Source organism: Wenzhouxiangella sp. XN201 (assembly GCF_011008905.1).
Classification (GTDB): Bacteria; Pseudomonadota; Gammaproteobacteria; order Xanthomonadales; family Wenzhouxiangellaceae; genus Wenzhouxiangella.
Genome location: NZ_JAAIVI010000021.1, coordinates 78,427 through 96,162 on the forward strand (window position 1 = coordinate 78,427; position 17,736 = coordinate 96,162).

Sequence of the window (17,736 nt, forward strand, 5' to 3'; positions counted from 1 at the left end):
ACGGCCCCGCTCACCGGAGGATCAAGGCGTGGACAAACTCGAGAAAGTCGTGATCGTAGGAGGCGGCACCGCGGGATGGATGGCTGCCGCGGCGCTGGCCAAGACTTTCGGCCCGACCATCAATGTCGAATTGATCGAATCCGATGCCATCGGCACCGTCGGGGTGGGAGAAGCGACGATTCCGCCGATCAGGAATTTCAATCTGCTGCTTGAACTCGATGAGGCTGATTTCCTGCGCGCGGTCAACGGCACCTTCAAGCTCGGCATTGAATTCGAAAACTGGGGAGAACTGGGCGATCGATACTTCCATCCCTTCGCCCCGCACGGTATCGACACCTGGGCCGCTCAGTTTCATCACTACTGGCTGCGCGCCCGTCAGGCCGGTGAAAGCGCCGCGCTGGATGATTTCAGCATGGAAACCTGTATGGCGCGGGCCAACCGATTCGGCAACAAGTCCGGGCGGGCGGCCAATTACGCCTATCACTTCGACGCCACCGGCTATGCGCGGCTGCTGCGCGGGCTCGCCGAGAAGATGGGTGTCGTGCGAAGCGAAGGCAAAGTCATCGATGTCGAACAGCATTCCGAGTCTGGATTCATTGAATCGGTCAGGCTGGAATCCGGGCGTCGAATCACGGGCGAGCTGTTTATCGACTGCAGCGGCTTCCGTGCACTGCTCATCGAGCAAACGCTCGGCACCGGCTGGGAAGACTGGTCGCATTGGCTGCGCAGCGACCGGGCACTGGCCGTGCAGACCGAATCGACGCGTCCGCCGGTACCCTACACCCGCTCGACCGCACGCAGCTGCGGCTGGCAGTGGAAGATTCCGCTTCAGCATCGGGTCGGCAACGGCCTGGTCTATTGCAGCGACTTCATGGACGAGGATCGGGCCGCCCGCACCTTGATGGATAATCTCGAAGGCCGTCCGATTACGGATCCGCGCCCGATCCGATTCAAGACCGGCCGCCGTCGGCAGCAGTGGACCAAGAATTGCGTCTCACTCGGCCTGTCCAGCGGCTTTCTCGAGCCGCTTGAGTCGACGAGCATTCATCTCATTCAGAACAGCATCATTCGACTGATCAAGATGTTCCCGCGGGCCGGAATCGAGCAGGCCAATATCGATCAGTTCAACCGTGAAGTGGAAAGCGAGATCGAATACATCCGGGATTTCATCATCCTGCACTACCACGTCAATCAGCGCACGGACTCGCCCTATTGGACCGAGTGCCGGGAGATGGATATTCCGGATTCGCTGCGCCACAAGATCGACCTGTTTTCGCGATCGGGCGTGATCTTCAGAGAAAACAACGAACTTTTTTCCGAAGTGTCGTGGACGGCCGTGATGATCGGGCAGGGTCTGCTGCCCGCCAGCTATCATCCGGTAGTTGACCGCGTTGATGACGCGAACCTCGCGGCCATGATGGCCAGGGTCAAGGCAGACATTGCGCACGTGGTCAGCGACGGGCCGAGCCACGATACCTATATCCAGCAGCTGCTCGATGCCAGGCGGAGCAATCAGCAGCCCGCCGCTTCGGCCTAGGCTTCGTGGATAACGCCCAACAGGACGGATCTCTCTGCACCTGTCACCGATGCCGTCGCCAGTCGGCTGTTCGTCATCCGCTGCCGCGCCAGCCAGGCGAACAGTACGCCTTCGACGTGATCGGCGGGGAGCCCGAAGGTGTCGCTGTCGGTGATCGGGATGCCGCCGAGGTTGTCGCCAAGTCGCTCGATCAGATGGAAGTTGGCCGCGCCGCCGCCGCAGACGATGACTCGCTCCACGGGAGTGGGACTAGCCGCTTGCAGCGCTTCGGCCAGGCTTTTGACCGACAACTCGGCCAGGGTGGCCTGAATGTCGGCCGGCCGGGACTCGGCCCAGGAAGGCAGGCGCTCTTTCAGCCAGCCCGGGCTGAAGTATTCGATACCGGTGCTCTTGGGAGCGGGCCGGTGGAAGTAGGGATCGCTCATCAGAGCTTCCAGCCAGCCGGAGTCTGATTTGCCGGAGGCCGCCCATCGCCCGCCCGCGTCGAATCTCCCGGCGTCGTGGTGACTTCGAAACCACCAATCCAGGAAGCAGTTGGCCGGGCCCGTGTCGAACCCGATGACCGGTTTGTCCGGTGCGAGCAGTGTGACGTTGGCAATGCCGCCCAGATTGATAACTGCCCGGCATTCGGTTTCGCTGCGAAAAAGCTGCTCGTGCAGCAGTGGCGCCAGCGGCGCGCCCTGGCCGCCGGCGGCCAGGTCGGCCCGGCGAAAGTCGGCCACCGTGGTGATGCCGGTTTGCGCCGCAATGCGATGGGGGTCGCCGATCTGCAGCGTGAAGGGTGGCCTGGCCTCGGCATGGTGGACAACGGTCTGGCCGTGTGAGCCCAGGGCGGCCACGTCGGCCGACGCCAGCCCGGCGGCATCAATGGCGGCCAAAGCCGCTTCGGCGAAACGATCGCCCAGTGCGGCATCCAGCGCGCCGAGCTCGGCTACGGGAAAGCAATCGGGGTCGTGGCGCAGGGCATCGAGCGATCTGCGCAGGCGTTCATCGAAGGGATGCGTCAGGGCGGCGAGCACAATCGGTCGCTCGGAAGCGAAATCCACGACGACGGCGTCGATGCCGTCCATGCTGGTTCCGGAGATCAGCCCGACATAGCGCTCGGCCGGGCGCGCCTTGCCGGGCATTCAGCAGCTGTTGGAGAGCTGTTCGCAGTCCTTGTCGGACTGCGCCAGGAGGGTCACCGGCGGCGCCAGGTTGTCCAGTCGGGCGAGCAGGCCCTGGCCGAGCCGACCGAAGGCTTTCATGTGTTCGGCCGGCAGTGGGTCGGCTGGTGGCAGGTCGACCGTGCGCGGATTGCGATGCACGCCGTTGAGCAGGAACTCGTAGTGCAGGTGAGGGCCGGTCGCCAGGCCGGTCGAGCCGACGTGGCCGATGGATTGGCCCTGGCGCACGCGGTCACCGCGCTTGACCAGCTTCTTCGACAGGTGGAGGTAACGCGTGACGATGTTGTTGCCGTGCTTGATGAAGATGTAGTTGCCGTTGGGCCGGGAGTAGCCGGCCTCGATCACCGTGCCGTCGCCCGAGGCCCACACCGGGGTTCCGGTATTCGCGGCATAGTCTGTGCCGTTGTGCGGTCGCACTCGCCGGGTCACCGGATGCAGCCGTCGCGGATTGAAGTTGGACGAGACCCGGGCGAAGTTCAGCGGCGTGCGCAAAAAGGCCTTGCGCATGGGGCGGCCGTCGGGGGCGAAGTAGTCGGGTCCGTTGCCCGCGTCGTAACGGACGGCCTCGAAGCTCTCGCCGCGATTGATGAAGCGGGCGGCCAGGATGTCGCCGTCGCGCAGGTGCTCGCCCTCGCGCCAGACTTCCTCGTAGATCAACGCGAAGCGGTCGCCGTCGCGGATGTCGAGCGCGAAATCGATGTCCCAGCCGAAAATGGTGGCCAGGCGCATGATCATGCTGTCCGACAATCCGGCTTCGCGGGCGTCCGTGTAGAGCGAAGCGTCGATGGTTCCGGAGGCCTCGACGATGCGGCGTTCCAGATGGCGCGGTTCCGTGCGCGTGAGCAACCGGTCCTGGTCGCGTTCGACGTACAGCCAGGCATCTTCGTCAAGCTCGGTGCGCAGTGCGCGAAAGCCGTCCTCGGGATGAATGTCGAAGGCGAACTCGTCGCCCGGGCGAATTCGCGCCAGGTTGCGAGTTTGCTCGGTCGTCGTGACGATTTCGTGCAGCAGTCCGGCGTCCAGGCCCAGGTCTCGGAATACGCGTTCGAGCGTCTGGCCGGGTCGAATTTCGACGATCTGCCAGTCCTGGGTGGTCGGCTCAGGGTAATCCGCCGGAGCAGCCTCATGGGCTGGCGAAGACGTGTCCGTGGTCGGACCCTTGCGTGCCTCCTCGGCAAATTTCGGCAACTCGAGTGGCTGCACCCGCGCCGCCGGCGATCCTTCCGGGCCGGACGGCACCAGGGAGAACACCAGGCCCAGTGCGACCAGTCCGGTCGCCGCCAGGCTGATATGCGGGCGCGACTTGAATGCCTGGGCGCAGTGGCGGGCCAGAAAGCGCCCCCCCTGGGCAAGCTCGATCCGGACGCTCGTCATCACGCGGTGCGCACGCGTGCGCCCGGAAGTGGCCATCGATTTTCTGGTCATGCACGACGCAATTGGCTGGAAACCCGGTAACATTAACGACTTCCGGGCCGACAAGTCAATCTCGGCAGGCACCGCCGGCAAGCTCTGTTGGCATGAATGACACACTCAGGGACCCCCGAAGTGACGGACATCAACGAACTGACGCGCGGCGCAGCCGAGGTCATTCAGCACGACGAACTCGAGAAGCGGCTGGCGAAAGGTCGTCCGCTGCGCCTCAAGGTAGGTTTTGACCCGACGGCACCCGACCTGCACCTGGGGCACACGGTCATTCTCAACGCCATGCGCCGCTTTCAGGACGCCGGTCATATCGTGATTTTCCTGATCGGCGATTTCACCGGCATGATCGGCGATCCTTCCGGCAAGAACGTCACGCGCAAGCCCCTGACCGAGGCCGACGTGCGCGCCAACGCGAAAACCTATGCCGAGCAGGTGTTCAAGATTCTCGACCGGGAACGCACCGAGCTGCGCTTCAATTCGGAATGGTTCAACGAAATGTCGGCCGCCGACATGATCCGACTGGCATCGCGGCACACGGTGGCGCGCATGCTCGAACGTGACGATTTCGAAAAGCGCTATCGCGCCAACCAGGCGATCGCCATTCACGAGTTTCTCTACCCCCTGGTGCAGGGTCACGACTCGGTCGCGCTCAAGGCCGACATCGAAATGGGCGGTACCGACCAGAAGTTCAATCTGCTCGTCGGACGCCAGCTCCAGCAGCAGGCCGGCCAGGCGCCCCAGATCATCATTACCTGGCCGCTGCTGGAAGGCACCGACGGGGTGCAGAAAATGTCGAAGTCGCTCGACAACTACGTCGGTATCAACGAGCCCGCCGACGAGATGTTCGGCAAGATCATGAGCATCTCCGATGAGCTGATGTGGCGGTGGTTCGAGTTGCTGAGTTTCCGGGCCACGGACGAGATCGAGGCCCTGCGCGAGGGCGTCGCCAACGGTGGCAACCCGCGCGATGCCAAGTTTGCCCTGGCAATGGAGGTTGTCGACCGCTTCCATGGTGAAGGCGCCGGCGAAAAGGCACGTGATCAGTTCATCGCCCGATTCCGTGGCGGTCAGTTGCCCGAGGACATGCCTGAAATGACGCTGCCGGCTACTGAGGACGGCATCGGCATCGCCGCGGCCCTGACCGAGTGCGGGTTGACGGCCTCCAATTCCGAGGCCTTCCGCATGATCAAGCAGGGCGCGGTCAAGATCGACGGAGAGAAAGTCTCCGATCGCGACCTGATGCTCCAGGCCGGCTTTGAAGGCGTGCTACAGGTTGGCAAGCGCCGTTTTGCGCGCCTGACCGTTCAATAGCTCGCTTCAATTCTCGAAGCGATCGCTGAACACGACGGGACCGAGGTCGGACAGGCAGTAAAGGCGTGCGGAGACGTGGCAGCCGACCTGCGTAAAATGCGTGCGCCAGACACCCGCAGTGTAGTGCAGACCCCGGGTACCCGAGTCGGCGCTGCTGTCGCTCGACCAGTTCTGGCAAGCGGCCGCCGTTGTCGTCCCGTCCATCTGTGTGGCGGTCCAGACATTGCTGCCGTGGACCGCTTCGACGAGATAGTTGCCATTCTCGTCCACTGCCAGCCCTGTGAACCACGCATCTGCCGTCAGTTCGGACTTGCCGCTGGCCAGCGGTACGCCGTCGAGGCGCTTCCAGGGGCCGTCGTGTTCTATGCGGTCGATGGCATTGGTGGTGTCGTCCGACAACCAGGCCTTGAAGCTGGATGCATGGGCCAGGCCGGCATCGGCTGCCAGCGTCTGACAGATGGCATCGCCGGCGGCCAGTCCGGTCGCACCGCCGGCCTCGGGCCACGAGCCGAGGTTGCCGTTGCCGCTTGCCGATGACAGGAACGCGATCCGCCCGCTCGACTCGATCGGCGGAAAGTCGGCACCTGTCGAACGTTCCATGCATAACAAAGCAGCGGATGGGTACGAGCAGGATGCACCTGCACTGCTCGTCCAGCTGCCGCTGACCGCCCCGGCTGCACCGAGGCTCAGGCTGCCCGAGCTGTCGTCGGTCCAGTCGCCGCAGGAATCGCCGAGCAGCGTGCCGTCATAGCCGGTGGCCGTCAGCAGAAACTGGTTTGGACTGACCGGCTCACCCATCTCGTCGAACATCGGCGGCGTATAGACCACGTTGTGGGGACTCAGCAATGGCCCAATTTCGGGTGCGAACGGGTAACCGTCGGTGCGCACCCAGGGCCCGGTGCTGGTCGGCGGGCTGGGCTGACCGCAGTTGTCGGCCTTCTTCCCCGTCAGACCGTGCAAGCGGCAGTAAGCGTCATCATTGGAGTCGGAAATCCAGGCGACGTAGCTTGCGGCATTGGCCAGGCTGCCGGCCGCGGCCCGGTTCTGGCAGATACGATCGGCGGCCGCCAGTCCGGTTTGTTCGTCGGCGTCGGGCCAGGAGCCGAGAATGACATTGCCGGTGACGGAAGTGGTGAAGACCACTTGCGGGTCACCCGGCACGTCGCCGGCGCTGGCGGGGACGGCGATCGATACGAAAATGGCAGCGGCCACTTGGATCCAAAATTTCATTGCACGATTCCTCACGAGTGTGACGCTTTATCGGCCCGTAGGAACGGGAATACTGTTAGCAGTCGTAATCCGAGGGAATTCTGTGTCAGACCCGGAGGAAGGCGGAGGGCTGGCGGGACCCAAGGTGCGCATGCCTGCCAGAAGATTGGGAGCTACTGTCCGTAACGCGGCCCGGATTCCAGGAAGGCTCGTTCCTCGTTTGTGCTTTCGCGCTCCAGCACCTCATTGCGGTGCGGATAGCGCCCGAAACGTTCGATGATTTCAGCATGCTCGCGCGCGTGGCCGAGAAAGCTCCGCGCGATATCGGCATGGTCGGGAAAGGCCTCGACCAGCGCCTGGTAACGGGCGACCGATAGCCGCTGTACCAACGGATCCTCGGCGTGCTGCAGGGGCATATAGAAGAAGGCGCGTTCGGCCAGGCCGAGCTGCTCATCGACGCCCGCCTTGATGCCGGCCAGTGCCGTGGCCAGGGCCTGGCCGTCGTGGGCGAAGGCTTCGGCGCGTCTGCGATGGATGACGCGTGGGGCCTGATCGAGGGTCAGGATGAGTGCGAGGCGGCTGTCGGAATTGGCCAGCCATCGGGTCAGGTGGCCGCCGCTTGCAAGCGCCAGCGCATCGGCAAAGCGTTCGGCCACCGCGGCGTCGTCCGAGCTGGACGGCTGAAACCAGAACGACATGCGCTCGGGAATGGCCGCGGCTTGAGTGCGGCTGTCGCCGAACCAGAAATCGAGCAGGGTGTGCGGGTCGGGAAGTGGCATGGAAGCAGGCGGCCGGCCCGGACTCGGACCGGCCGCAGAGGCGCTATCCCTTGGGTCCTAGCAGCAACCAGAGGATCAGCCCGAGTAGCGGCAGGAACAGAAGCAGAAGAATCCAGAGAACCTTGGCGCCCGTTCCTGCAGAACTCTGAGCAGTCTTGACGATGGCCCAGATGATGATGATCAGCCAGATGAGGCTCAGCAGGCCAGTGACTTCAATACCCATGGTGGGACCTCTTCACTTGTGTGGTGGAGGTCCAAGCATCGGCTTTTGCCCGAACGAGGTCAAGCGGCGATAATGTCGGAAAGCGCAGCCGAAAGAGAATCTCGGTAAAAAGTCGCGATGTCTTCCCAGGTTACTGAATGCTCCGGAACAACGCCGACACCCCGACCGACGAGTCAGGCTCCCGATACACCCTCAAGGCTACGTTACGCCGGCTGCGCAAAGATTTCCGGTTGACCATCATCAGTTTCTTCGGCCTGTGCACCATGCTGGGGATTCTGCCGTTCGCCGTGTTTCGATTCGCCCGGGGCGAATTCCTGACCGGCATTGGTGACTGCGTGCTGATCGCCATCATCGGTGGGCTGGTTGCCTATGCCTGGATCAGCGGGCGAACCAGGTTGGTGGGCAACGTGGTCGCATTCGTCGTCATGATCGGATACGTGGTCCTGGTCACGTTCACCAATGTCAGCGTGTTCTGGGCCTTCCCGGTACTCTCGGCCAGTTTTCTGCTGGCCGACCGCTATCTTGCGGTCGCAGTCAGTGGGTTGACGTTGGTCGGCATCGCCATGCAACCGGGACAGTTTTCGTCCGTGGTCGAGTTGTCGAGTTTCGTGGTGAACGGTGCGCTGGCGGCCGCGTTCGGGTTGATCTTCGCCACCCGAACGGAAATGCAGCGGCGGCAGCTGGCCGCGATTGCCAGCAGCGATCATCTGACCGGCGCCGGCAACCGCCTGGCGCTGCGTACCTCGCTGGACCGCTGCGTCGAGCAGTTCCGCAGGCGTCGGGAGCCGGCCGGGCTGGCGCTGCTCGACCTCGATCACTTCAAGACCATCAACGACACCTACGGGCACGACGCTGGCGACCAGGTGCTGATCGCTGTGGTCCGACAGATCCGGGCGTGCATGCGCGAGCAGGATCAGCTCTTCCGGATGGGCGGCGAGGAATTCGTGCTGCTCTTGCCGGCTACCGATGAACAGGGGATGCTGTCCGCACTGGCGAAACTCCACGATTATCTTCGCGCGCACCTTCACGGACCCGGCGGGCCGGTCACCGTTTCCATCGGCGCGGCCGCGCTGACCGCGCCCGATCCGCAGTCGTGGCTGACACGCGCCGATCGCGCCTTGTACCGGGCCAAGAAAGCCGGCCGCAACCGCCTGGAAATGGACGGAACGGAAGTAGGAGGGGCTCCGGTGTGATGCTAGGATGAATGCCTGAATGCGACATTTCCTGACCACGACCGATTGGAGCCGATCCGAGCTCCAGCATATGCTCGACCGCGCTCGCCTCTGGCGCGACGGTGAGTCGGGCCGCCCCCTGGCTGGCCGCTCCGTGGCGCTGCTTTTCCTCAACCCCTCATTGCGCACCCGGGCTTCCTTCGAAGTGGGTGTCTACGAACTCGGCGCGCATGCGGTCGTGCTGGAGCCCGGCAAGGGCGCCTGGGGCATCGAATTCGAGACCGGGGTGGTGATGGACGGCGATGCAGAGGAGCACATCGCCGAGGTCGCCGGGGTGCTGTCGCGCTACTGCGATGCCATCGCCCTGCGTGCCTTTCCGCTGTTCAAGAACTGGGCCGAAGACCGTCAGGACAAGGTGATCCGATCGCTGGCTCGATACGCCAGCGTACCGGTGATCAATATGGAGACCATCGTCCATCCCTGCCAGGAACTGGCCCTGATGCGCACCGTCCAGGACCATATCGGCTCACCCGACGGCAAGACCTTCGTGCTCACCTGGACCTGGCACCCGCGGCCGCTCAATACTGCCGTGGCCAACTCCGCCCTGCTGATCGCCAGCAAATTCGGCATGAACATCCGCATGCTGATCCCCGACGAGGCCTATCGCCTGGACGAGCAGTTCATGGACGCCGCCGAGCACCAGGCCGGCGAGTCGGGCGGCTCACTGGAAGTCACCACCGATATCAAGGCAGCCTATTCCGATGCCGACTTCGTCTACGCCAAGAGCTGGGGCGCACTGCCCTTCTACGGTCGGCCGGAAGAAGAAGCCAGGCTGCGCGAGCCCTTTCGACACTTCATCGTCGACGAAGACAAGATGGCGCTGACCGCCAACGCGCGTTTCAGCCATTGCCTGCCGTTGAGGCGCAACATCAAGGCTACCGATGGCGTGATGGACGCGGACTATTGCGTCGCGCTCGACGAAGCCGAGAATCGGTTGCACACGCAGAAGGCGATGATGGCGGAGTTGATTGCGCCCAAGGGCGCTGGGTAGTCTGGAGCCACTGGGCAGTGTGTAGCTACCGCCGGGTTTGCGGCCTCGACAAGTCAAAGGCGGTTTCGCCCGGCTTGCTTCGCAAGCACTTTGGGCGAGTAACTTTTGTCAGTCGCGACAAAAGTCACCAAAAACGCTCTTAGAAGACGCGGTTGTTCCGCAGGACCAGATGGCTTCAGGGCTTAACGGAGATACCGCTTTTGCCTTCGCGATGGCTCGGTCGTGAAACATGGCGTTTTCGCTAAATCCTTGGCGTAGCCCGCACCAAAACGGTACGACCTCGATCGGGGTCGACTTCGATAGAGGGTTGGGCAGACCTCAGAGGTGGAACGCCACTCGAAGTCGTAGTGCTAGATGCGGGCCGCGCCAGGCGTTACCGCACGCCAGCATGTTTCTCAGCCGGGCCCAAGCAAAGCCCCAGTCACAGTCCGTGAAGCCACTCCGAGGCGAGATTTTCGAGACGTAACCGCCTGCTTTTAAGCGCGTTTTTTGGTTACTTTTTTCGCGCGGGAAAAAAGTTACCCGCCATCAGCCTGCGTAGCAGGCGGGCGGAACCGCCTTTGACTTGTCGAGGCCCGCTAACCCGTCGGTAGCAACGCAATACCCAGCGGCAGGGCGATTGCACCCGCGCACTTGTTTTGCCCCCCAACATATGGCAATTTGTGAATCATGATTGAAGCCATCGCACTTGCCACTACCGACAACCTGCGTCCAGGCCGCCTGCCGCGACGTCGTGTCCGACATTCGGGCCGGGGTGTGCACTAGTCGAATTCGAGCTTCAAGCTAGACGAGACTGCACCAGAAACCCGGCCCGAAAGCCGGGTTTTTTTGTGCATGAGTGGATCAAGTAAAAATGAACGGGAAGATTGAATCATGAGCGAACGCGTCGTACTCGCCTTTTCCGGCGGACTGGATACCAGCTACTGTGTGCTGGCCTTGAAGGAGCAGGGCTTCGAGGTGCATACCGCCTTTGTCGACACCGGTGGCATCGGCCCGGACCAGAAGGCTTGGATCGCCGAGCGGGCAAGGGCGTTGGGGGCCGCCGAGCATCACGAGCTCGATGCCGGCCAGCCGCTGTGGGACCAGTTCGTGGTGCCGCTGCTGTGGTCGGGTGCGCGCATGCTCGAGCAGTATCCGATGCTGTGCTCGGATCGCTATGTCATCGTGCAGGAGTGCCTGAATCTGGCCGACGAGCTCGGCACCGCGCACTTCGCGCACGGCTGTACCGGCATGGGCAACGATCAGCTTCGTTTCGACCAGTCGGTACGCTCGCTTGGCGACTACACGATTCATGCGCCCATCCGCGAACTCCAGCGCGAGACCCGCAACGTGCGGGCCCATGAGTTGAAGCTGATGGCTGACGCCGGCGTGGAAGTGCCGGAATCATCCAGCCGCTACTCGATCAACGAGAACCTGCTGGGCGTGACGCTTTCCGGCCAGGAGATCGACGAATTCGGGGTGCCGGGGGAGGATACGCATGTCTGGTGCCGGCCGCGAACCGAGTGGCCGGACGGGCCGATGGAGTTGACCCTTGGGTTCGAGAAGGGTCGTGCCGTGAGCCTCGACGATCAGAAGATGGAAGGTCCGCAACTGCTGGCCGCACTCAACGAGAAGCTGGGCGCCTACGGCGTCGGCCGGCACATCTACACCGGCGACGTCTCGATCGGGCTCAAGGGCCGGATCGTATTCGAGTGCCCCGGCATCGACGGCCTGATGGTCGCTCAGCGCGCACTCAGGGAAGCGGTCAACACGAAACTGCAGAACCAGTTCCACCAGGCGATCGCCCAGCGCTGGGCCGAACTGGTCTACACCGGCTTTTTCTTCGAGCCGCACAAGGCCGATCTCGAGGCCTATCTGGCCTCGGCCAACGAATACGTGACCGGTGTGGTTCGCCTGGCCACCGACGGTGGGAATGTCCAGGCCGTGGCGGTGGGATCGCGCTACGTGCTGAAAGACCCGGATGCCGTCTACGCCCAGTCCGCCGGCTGGACACCCGAGGAGGCCGAGGGCTTCGTCAAACTCCTCGGCCAGTCGTCCACCCTGGCGGCCCGGGTCAGGGGAAATTAGAAAATGCAGTTCACGCCAAGGCGCGAAGGCGCCAAGCTCGCCAAGAAAAGAATCCTCATGGGTCATTTATACCTTGGCGTCCTTTGCGTCTTGGCGCCTTGGCGTGAGGCCGACGAGCGATGACGATGCCCGAGCAAGAACGATTGCTGGAACACCTGAAGTTTCTCGTCGAGTGCGACAGCCAGAATCCGCCCCGGCAGATCACGCCCGAGGCGGGCATGTTCGTGCATGCGCGCGCTGTCTTGGAAGCGGCGGGATTTGACGTGGCCATGTCCGACTACGGCGACGGCCACGTCAACCTGTTTGCCCGGCGCGGCGTGGCGACGGTGCTGTTCAACTGCCATCTCGACACGGTGCCGATCGGCGAAGGCTGGAACAAGCCGCCGCTGGAGCTGACGGTCGAAAATGGCCGGGCATTCGGGCGTGGCGCCTGTGACATCAAGGGTGCAGCTGCCGCGCTGCTGACGGTGGCCGAAACCAGCGACGCGCCCATGGCGATCCTTTTCTCTTCCGACGAGGAAGGCGCCGGCGGCTGCTGTGTGCGCAACTTCCTGGCCGACGACTCGCCGGGTCGTTTCGAGCAGGTGATCGTGTGCGAGCCAACCGCTTGCGAGGCGATTCTCGCCCATCGCGGATTCCTCTCGGTCAAGGGACGGTTTACGGGTGTTGCCGGGCACTCTTCGGAAGGTCGGGCACTGGCCGACAGCGCAATCCATCGCATGGCGCGCTGGATCGATGCCGCGGTGGCGCATTGTGAATCCGAAAAGGCCGCCGGCCGGCCGACCTGCTTCAACGTCGGACTCGCTTCCGGCGGCACCAAGTCGAACGTGATCGCGGGCGAGGCGAATCTGCATTACTCGGCCCGGCTGGGTCCGGGGCAGTCCAATGAAGCACTCCTGGCCGAGCTGTCCGGCCTGGGCGGAATCGATCAGTGTGCCAACTGGCACGTGCCCTTCTCCGGGCCGCCCCTGCCTGCCGCCGGCCAGGACGAGGTGCCGGTACGCGCTTTCTGCAAGCGCCATGACCTGACCATCGGCGAGCCGGTCGATTTCTGGACCGAAGCCTCGCTGTTCTCGGCTGCCGGCATGCCGGCCATGGTGCTCGGCCCCGGCGACATCGCCCAGGCGCACACCGCCGACGAGTGGGTCGCGCTCGATCAGCTCGAACGGGCACTCAATCTCTATCAACGGATCGTCGACCATGCCTGAAGTCCGCCGCACCGTGATCGAACTGCTCGGCCAGCTCGGCTCCAGCCGGGAGGCCAGGCAGTATCTCAAGCAGTTCTCGCGCATCGAGGAATCGCGCTTTGCCGTGGTCAAGGTCGGCGGCGCGGTCATGCGCGATCAGCTCGACGAGATGGCGGCCGCGCTGGCCTTCCTGCAGCGCTTGGGGCTGACGCCGATCGTGCTGCACGGCGCCGGGCCGCAACTCGATCAGGCGATGGAAGCCGCGGGCGTGCCGATCGAGAAGCGCGACGGCCTGCGCGTCACCACCGAGGATGTCATGGCGGTGGCCCGGCCGGTGATCTATCGCGCCAACGCCGCGCTGGTCGACGCCCTGGAAGCACGCGGCGTGCGCGCACGCGGCATTTTGCACGGAGTGTTCGAAGCCAGGCTGGCCGATCGCGAACGCCTCGGCCTGGTCGGCGAGATCGAACGGGTCGAGCTCGAGCCGGTGCGGACGGCCATTGCCTCGGGCGCGCTGCCGGTGGTCGCCTGCCTGGGCGAATCACCCGGCGGGCAGGTGATGAACATCAATGCCGACATAGCCGCACGCGAACTGGTCTGGGCGGTGGAGCCGCACAAGGTCATCTTTCTGACCGGCACTGGCGGTCTGCTCGACCACAGCGGCCGGGTGATTTCGGCCATCAGCCTGCGCACCGATTACGACCACCTGCTCTCACAGGACTGGGTGCACTCGGGCATGCGCCTGAAACTGCAACAGATCCGGGAAATGCTCGAGCGCCTGTCGCCGGAGACCTCGGTGTCGATCACTTCGGCCGAAAACCTCACCCGCGAGTTGTTCACGCACACCGGCGCGGGCACGCTGATCCGCCGCGGCGAGGCGATCGACTGGTTCGAGACGCTCTCGTCCGAGCTTCGTGAGCAGCTCCAGATCCTGCTCGAGAGCAGCTTTGGCCGTGAACTGCGCGCGGATTGGCTGTCCGGGCGTGATGTCGTCGGGCTGCTCTGGGCGGAAAGCGGCCGGGCAGCCGCCCTGGTGACCACCGGCGTCGACGGGGTGCCCTATCTCGACAAGTTCGTGGTCACACCCGAGGCTCAGGGCGAAGGCCTGGGCGCGGCGCTATGGCAGGCCCTACGCCAGCGCTTCCCGCAGCTTTACTGGCGTGCGCGTGCCGGCAATCCGATTGCCGGCTGGTATTTCCAGCAGGCGCACACCAGCCACCGCCTGGGCGAGTGGATTGTCTATAGCGTGGGCGTGGACGACTTCGGCCTGCTCGGGCGGCTGGTCGGCGATGCGCGGGCGCGGGATCCGGGCTGGCGAGAATAATTGCATTTATCTATGCAATTTGATAAAAATGCACTCAGGAATGCATTCTGATCAGAACCCATGACTGAATCCGTCGCTCTGATCGCCGATGTGGCCGATTCGCGCCAGGTGGAAGATTTCCCCGGGCGCCGTGACCGGTTGCTGGCGGAGTTGTCCGCGCGTCATCGCCGTCGCGGCTGGAGCCAGTTTGACTATGCCGTCACGGCCTGGGACGAATTCCAGGGCCTGTTGACCCGGCCGCAGTGGTTGCCCGATGTTGTGTGGGACTTGTGGCGGGCCTTCCAGCCCCTGTCCTTGCGTGTCGGCGTGGGCTTCGGTGACATCGAGATCGCGCCTGACGCGGCCGACGGGAGGCCGCTGAACGAAGCCGTGACCGGCGCGGCCTTCTATCGTGCCCGCGAGGCACTCGATCAGCTTGATGCCCCGACACACGGCATGAGCCGGGTGCGAATCCGGGTGGTCGCGGCCGACTCCGTGCCTGCGGCAACCTGCAACGCAGTCCTGCGCCTGGCCGATGCCCTGGTCCAGGACATCACCGATCGGCAGTGGCAGGTGATCGACCGCTACGAGCAGGCGGGCAAGCAAACCGAAGTGGCCGCCGAGCTCGGAGTGTCGACCTCGACCGTGTCGCGTACACTGGCCAGCGCCCGCTACCGCGAGATCAGGGCCAGCCTGTGCGAGCTGGGGGAGATACTGGGCGAAACGGTGCGGGATACTGACAATGGCAAGCGCTGACGGGGCATCGTGATGGAGATTCTTCTGGCACTGCTGCTGGCGCATCTGGTCGGCGATTTCCTCGTCCAGCGCAAGGCGGTGATCGAGGGCAAGCGAGCCGGTCGCCTGGCCGCGCTGCTCGAGCACGGTGCCTGGCACCTGGCTTGCCTGGTCGTCGCCTGGCTGCTGTTCGCCCCGGCGGGCACTGCCATCTGGCAGGTGATCCTGGCGTTTGCGGCGATCGTCGTGGTGCATCTGACCGTCGACTGGCTGAAGTACCGCTTCGGCAGCCAGCGCCCGTTGACCGCTTTCGTGTTCGACCAGGCCATCCACCTGCTGGTGCTGCTGCTGGCCGCCTGGTGGCTGGCCGGTCAGCCCGACTGGCAGGCCTCGATCAGTGACTTCTGGCAACTGTCTGGCGGCGCGGCCGGCTGGATGCTGGTCGCTTATCTGATCGTGGTCGTGGTCTGCGGCTGGTTCAATCGCCTGCTTCTGGCCTCGCTGCTGCCTCAAGGCGAGGATGCCGGCGAAGGCCTGGCCCGGGCCGGCCTGTATATCGGTTGGCTGGAGCGATTCCTCATGTTCTCGGCATTCCTGGCACAAGCCTGGGCCGCCATCGGCCTGGTACTGGCGGCCAAGTCGGTCTTCCGTTTCGACAGCGTGCGCAAGCAGCGAGCGCATGCCGAATACTTTGTCATTGGTACCCTCCTGAGTACCAGTGAAGTCGTCGCCTTTGGTCTGATGTACCAGTGGCTGGCTTCAAGCTTTTTACTGGGAGCGCTGTGATGCATCGACTGGCCCTGATCGGCGGACGTGGCTACACCGGATCGGAATTGCTGCGACTGTTGGCTGTTCACGACAGCATCGAGCTGGCGCTGGCCTCCAGCGACAGCCAGGCCGGCCAGGCGATCGCCGAAGTCGTTTCTGAATGGCCCCATGCCGGGCAGACCTTCGAGGCGCTCGAGCCGAAAGCCGTCGCCGGTGTCGATGCGGATGTCTGGGTGCTGGCCCTGCCCAACGGCAAGAGCAAGCCCTGGGTCGAGGCCATCGCGCAAGCGCATCCCGATGCCGTGATGCTGGATCTGGGCGCCGACTGGCGCTTTGATGAACACTGGGTCTACGGCCTGACCGAGCTCAATCGCGAGGCGCTGCGCTCGGCCCGTCGCATCGCCAATCCGGGCTGCTATGCCACCGGTTGCCTGTTCGGGCTGTGGCCGATTCGTCACGCCCTGGCTTCGCCGCCGGTGGCCTTTGGTGTGTCCGGCTACAGCGGTGCCGGCCGGACCCCATCGCCGCGCAACGATCCCGATCGGCTCAGGGACAACCTGATTCCCTACGCACTGACCGGACATGTGCACGAACAGGAAATCTCCTCTCACCTGCGTCGCCCGGTGCGCTTTCATCCGCACGTGGCGCCCTTCTTTCGCGGTATTTCGCTGACGATCTCGGTGATGCTGACCGAACCCCAGTCCGCCGGAGAACTGCAATCCTTGTATCGAACGCGCTACGAGGGGGAGGCATTGATCGAGGTCAGCGACGAGATTCCCGAGATTCGCCAGGTCGCCGGGACGCCGCGCCTGGCCCTCGGCGGCTTTGCCGTCGACGAGCGCGACACCATGCGCGCCAGTTTCGTCGTCGTGCTCGATAATCTGCTCAAGGGCGCGGCCAGCCAGGCCCTGCAGAACATCAACCTGGCCCTGGGCCTGGATGAGCGGGCGGGCATCGATGAGTGAGTGGATATGGAAAGAAGTGGAACTGGAACCGCAGATGAACGCGGATTAACACAGATGACAAGAGAACAACCAAAGCAAATCTGCGTTTATCTGCGTACATCTGCGGTTTCATTGTTCATTCGAACGGCCGCTACGCCTGGAGATCCCATTGGCTGACTACATCTGGAAAAAGGACTCGGCCGGCGAAGTCGACGAGCGGGTCATGCGCTTCCTGGCTGGCGACGACGTGATCCTGGATCGCGAACTGCTGCCCTTCGATATCCGCGCCAGCCAGGCGCATGCCAGTGGGTTGGCGCGCATCGGCGTACTCAGCGACGCGCAGGCCGACTCGATGGTTGCCGCCCTGAACGAACTGCAGCAGGCATTCGACGCGGGCGAATTCGTGCTCGACCAACGCTACGAAGATGGTCATTCGGCCATCGAGGCCTGGCTGACCGAGCGCCTCGGAGACATCGGCGGCCGCATTCACGCCGGCCGCAGCCGCAACGACCAGGTGGCGGTGGCCATCCGGCTTTACCTGCGCGATCGCCTGGCCCGGTTGAGCACCGTGTGTCAGCAGATCGCGCACGTTGCGCTCGATCGTGCGAAATCCGAGGCGATGGTGCCGCTGCCCGGCCATACCCACCTGCAGCAGGCCATGCCCTCGTCGCTGGGGCTGTGGTGGGCCGGCCATGCCGAGGCCTTTATCGACAACGCCGACCTGGCCAGGCAAACCGCCGACTGGCTCGACGCCAGTCCACTGGGCACGGCCTCGGGCTTCGGCGTCAACCTGCCGCTCGACCGCGACGGAGTGGCCGAGGCGCTGGGTTTTTCGCGCCTCGTCGTCAATCCGCAGTACGCC

The 17,736-nt window shown here is 64.0% G+C and carries 16 protein-coding genes (1 of these 16 only partly in view); 11 read left to right on the plus strand and 5 right to left on the minus strand.

Annotated elements, in window-relative coordinates:
- Positions 1 to 28 precede the first annotated feature (28 nt).
- On the plus strand, positions 29 to 1,537 hold the full coding sequence (locus G4Y73_RS11975) for a tryptophan halogenase family protein (RefSeq protein ID WP_346426856.1): 1,509 nt from the start codon (positions 29 to 31) through the stop codon (positions 1,535 to 1,537).
- Here the strand turns inward: G4Y73_RS11975 and G4Y73_RS11980 are convergent.
- Together G4Y73_RS11980 and G4Y73_RS11985 are read right to left on the minus strand one after the other, a co-directional pair.
- Positions 1,534 to 2,664, minus strand: a complete 1,131-nt coding sequence (locus G4Y73_RS11980) for an anhydro-N-acetylmuramic acid kinase (RefSeq protein ID WP_164231894.1) — start codon at positions 2,662 to 2,664, stop codon at positions 1,534 to 1,536. The two genes, G4Y73_RS11975 and G4Y73_RS11980, sit on opposite strands and share 4 nt — an antisense overlap.
- On the minus strand, positions 2,665 to 4,128 hold the full coding sequence (locus G4Y73_RS11985; RefSeq protein WP_164231895.1) for a peptidoglycan DD-metalloendopeptidase family protein: 1,464 nt from the start codon (positions 4,126 to 4,128) through the stop codon (positions 2,665 to 2,667). It lies immediately after the preceding gene.
- Between the two features lie 96 nt (positions 4,129 to 4,224).
- On the opposite strand from G4Y73_RS11985, the gene tyrS reads away from it, so the two are divergent.
- Positions 4,225 to 5,436, plus strand: a complete 1,212-nt coding sequence (tyrS, locus tag G4Y73_RS11990) for a tyrosine--tRNA ligase (RefSeq protein WP_164231896.1) — start codon at positions 4,225 to 4,227, stop codon at positions 5,434 to 5,436.
- A 6-nt stretch (positions 5,437 to 5,442) separates the two neighbouring features.
- Here the strand turns inward: tyrS and G4Y73_RS11995 are convergent, their stop codons facing one another.
- The 3 genes from G4Y73_RS11995 to G4Y73_RS12005 all read right to left on the minus strand — a co-directional run bounded on the left by G4Y73_RS11995 (position 5,443) and on the right by G4Y73_RS12005 (position 7,647).
- Positions 5,443 to 6,666: a hypothetical protein gene (locus G4Y73_RS11995; protein WP_164231897.1), complete on the minus strand. Its 1,224-nt coding sequence runs from the start codon at positions 6,664 to 6,666 to the stop codon at positions 5,443 to 5,445.
- Between the two features lie 152 nt (positions 6,667 to 6,818).
- The gene (locus G4Y73_RS12000; protein ID WP_164231898.1) at positions 6,819 to 7,424 is read right to left on the minus strand and encodes a DUF924 family protein; all 606 of its coding nucleotides are present in this window, start codon (positions 7,422 to 7,424) and stop codon (positions 6,819 to 6,821) included.
- Positions 7,425 to 7,467: 43 nt separating this feature from the next.
- Positions 7,468 to 7,647 carry a PLDc N-terminal domain-containing protein gene (locus G4Y73_RS12005; RefSeq protein ID WP_164231899.1) on the minus strand — a complete coding sequence of 60 codons (180 nt, stop codon included), beginning with the start codon at positions 7,645 to 7,647 and terminating at the stop codon, positions 7,468 to 7,470.
- A 137-nt stretch (positions 7,648 to 7,784) separates the two neighbouring features.
- Here G4Y73_RS12005 and G4Y73_RS12010 point away from each other — a divergent pair, with 137 nt between their 5' ends.
- From G4Y73_RS12010 to argH, 9 genes are all read left to right on the plus strand, one after another.
- Positions 7,785 to 8,840, plus strand: coding sequence for a GGDEF domain-containing protein (locus G4Y73_RS12010; RefSeq protein WP_164231900.1), 1,056 nt, complete (start codon positions 7,785 to 7,787; stop codon positions 8,838 to 8,840).
- Between the two features lie 19 nt (positions 8,841 to 8,859).
- Positions 8,860 to 9,870, plus strand: coding sequence for an N-acetylornithine carbamoyltransferase (locus tag G4Y73_RS12015; RefSeq protein ID WP_164231901.1), 1,011 nt, complete (start codon positions 8,860 to 8,862; stop codon positions 9,868 to 9,870).
- An 873-nt stretch (positions 9,871 to 10,743) separates the two neighbouring features.
- The gene (locus tag G4Y73_RS12020) at positions 10,744 to 11,937 is read left to right on the plus strand and encodes an argininosuccinate synthase domain-containing protein (RefSeq protein ID WP_164231902.1); all 1,194 of its coding nucleotides are present in this window, start codon (positions 10,744 to 10,746) and stop codon (positions 11,935 to 11,937) included.
- Positions 11,938 to 12,062: 125 nt separating this feature from the next.
- Positions 12,063 to 13,145 (plus strand): acetylornithine deacetylase, encoded by a 1,083-nt coding sequence (locus G4Y73_RS12025; RefSeq protein ID WP_164231903.1) that lies wholly within the window; start codon positions 12,063 to 12,065, stop codon positions 13,143 to 13,145.
- A complete protein-coding gene (locus tag G4Y73_RS12030) occupies positions 13,138 to 14,448 on the plus strand; it encodes an acetylglutamate kinase (protein WP_164231904.1) in 1,311 nt (436 codons plus the stop codon). The genes G4Y73_RS12025 and G4Y73_RS12030 overlap by 8 nt, the downstream gene beginning before the upstream one ends.
- A 60-nt stretch (positions 14,449 to 14,508) precedes the next feature.
- A complete protein-coding gene (locus G4Y73_RS12035; protein ID WP_164231905.1) occupies positions 14,509 to 15,183 on the plus strand; it encodes a SatD family protein in 675 nt (224 codons plus the stop codon).
- A gap of 12 nt (positions 15,184 to 15,195) precedes the next feature.
- Positions 15,196 to 15,948 carry a DUF3307 domain-containing protein gene (locus tag G4Y73_RS12040; protein WP_240451352.1) on the plus strand — a complete coding sequence of 251 codons (753 nt, stop codon included), beginning with the start codon at positions 15,196 to 15,198 and terminating at the stop codon, positions 15,946 to 15,948.
- A complete protein-coding gene (gene argC, locus G4Y73_RS12045; RefSeq protein WP_164231907.1) occupies positions 15,948 to 16,895 on the plus strand; it encodes an N-acetyl-gamma-glutamyl-phosphate reductase in 948 nt (315 codons plus the stop codon). The genes G4Y73_RS12040 and argC overlap by 1 nt, the downstream gene beginning before the upstream one ends.
- 148 nt (positions 16,896 to 17,043) lie before the next feature.
- Positions 17,044 to 17,736, plus strand: partial view of an argininosuccinate lyase gene (gene argH, locus G4Y73_RS12050; RefSeq protein WP_164231908.1) — the 5' portion only. The gene runs 609 nt beyond the window's last position; 693 of the gene's 1,302 nt are visible here — the first part of the coding sequence; it begins with the start codon at positions 17,044 to 17,046; the stop codon falls past the right edge of the window.

Coding starts and splice junctions, on each gene's coding strand:
- G4Y73_RS12035 (WP_164231905.1), top strand. CDS start 14,509: ATGACTGAATCCGTCGCTCTGATCGCCGATGTGGCCGATTCGCGCCAG.
- G4Y73_RS12040 (WP_240451352.1), top strand. CDS start 15,196: ATGGAGATTCTTCTGGCACTGCTGCTGGCGCATCTGGTCGGCGATTTC.
- G4Y73_RS11985 (WP_164231895.1), bottom strand. CDS start 4,128: ATGACCAGAAAATCGATGGCCACTTCCGGGCGCACGCGTGCGCACCGC.
- G4Y73_RS12025 (WP_164231903.1), top strand. CDS start 12,063: ATGCCCGAGCAAGAACGATTGCTGGAACACCTGAAGTTTCTCGTCGAG.
- G4Y73_RS12015 (WP_164231901.1), top strand. CDS start 8,860: ATGCGACATTTCCTGACCACGACCGATTGGAGCCGATCCGAGCTCCAG.
- tyrS (WP_164231896.1), top strand. CDS start 4,225: ATGACACACTCAGGGACCCCCGAAGTGACGGACATCAACGAACTGACG.
- G4Y73_RS12010 (WP_164231900.1), top strand. CDS start 7,785: ATGCTCCGGAACAACGCCGACACCCCGACCGACGAGTCAGGCTCCCGA.
- G4Y73_RS12000 (WP_164231898.1), bottom strand. CDS start 7,424: ATGCCACTTCCCGACCCGCACACCCTGCTCGATTTCTGGTTCGGCGAC.
- G4Y73_RS11995 (WP_164231897.1), bottom strand. CDS start 6,666: ATGAAATTTTGGATCCAAGTGGCCGCTGCCATTTTCGTATCGATCGCC.
- argC (WP_164231907.1), top strand. CDS start 15,948: ATGCATCGACTGGCCCTGATCGGCGGACGTGGCTACACCGGATCGGAA.
- G4Y73_RS12030 (WP_164231904.1), top strand. CDS start 13,138: ATGCCTGAAGTCCGCCGCACCGTGATCGAACTGCTCGGCCAGCTCGGC.
- G4Y73_RS11980 (WP_164231894.1), bottom strand. CDS start 2,664: ATGCCCGGCAAGGCGCGCCCGGCCGAGCGCTATGTCGGGCTGATCTCC.
- G4Y73_RS12020 (WP_164231902.1), top strand. CDS start 10,744: ATGAGCGAACGCGTCGTACTCGCCTTTTCCGGCGGACTGGATACCAGC.
- G4Y73_RS12005 (WP_164231899.1), bottom strand. CDS start 7,647: ATGGGTATTGAAGTCACTGGCCTGCTGAGCCTCATCTGGCTGATCATC.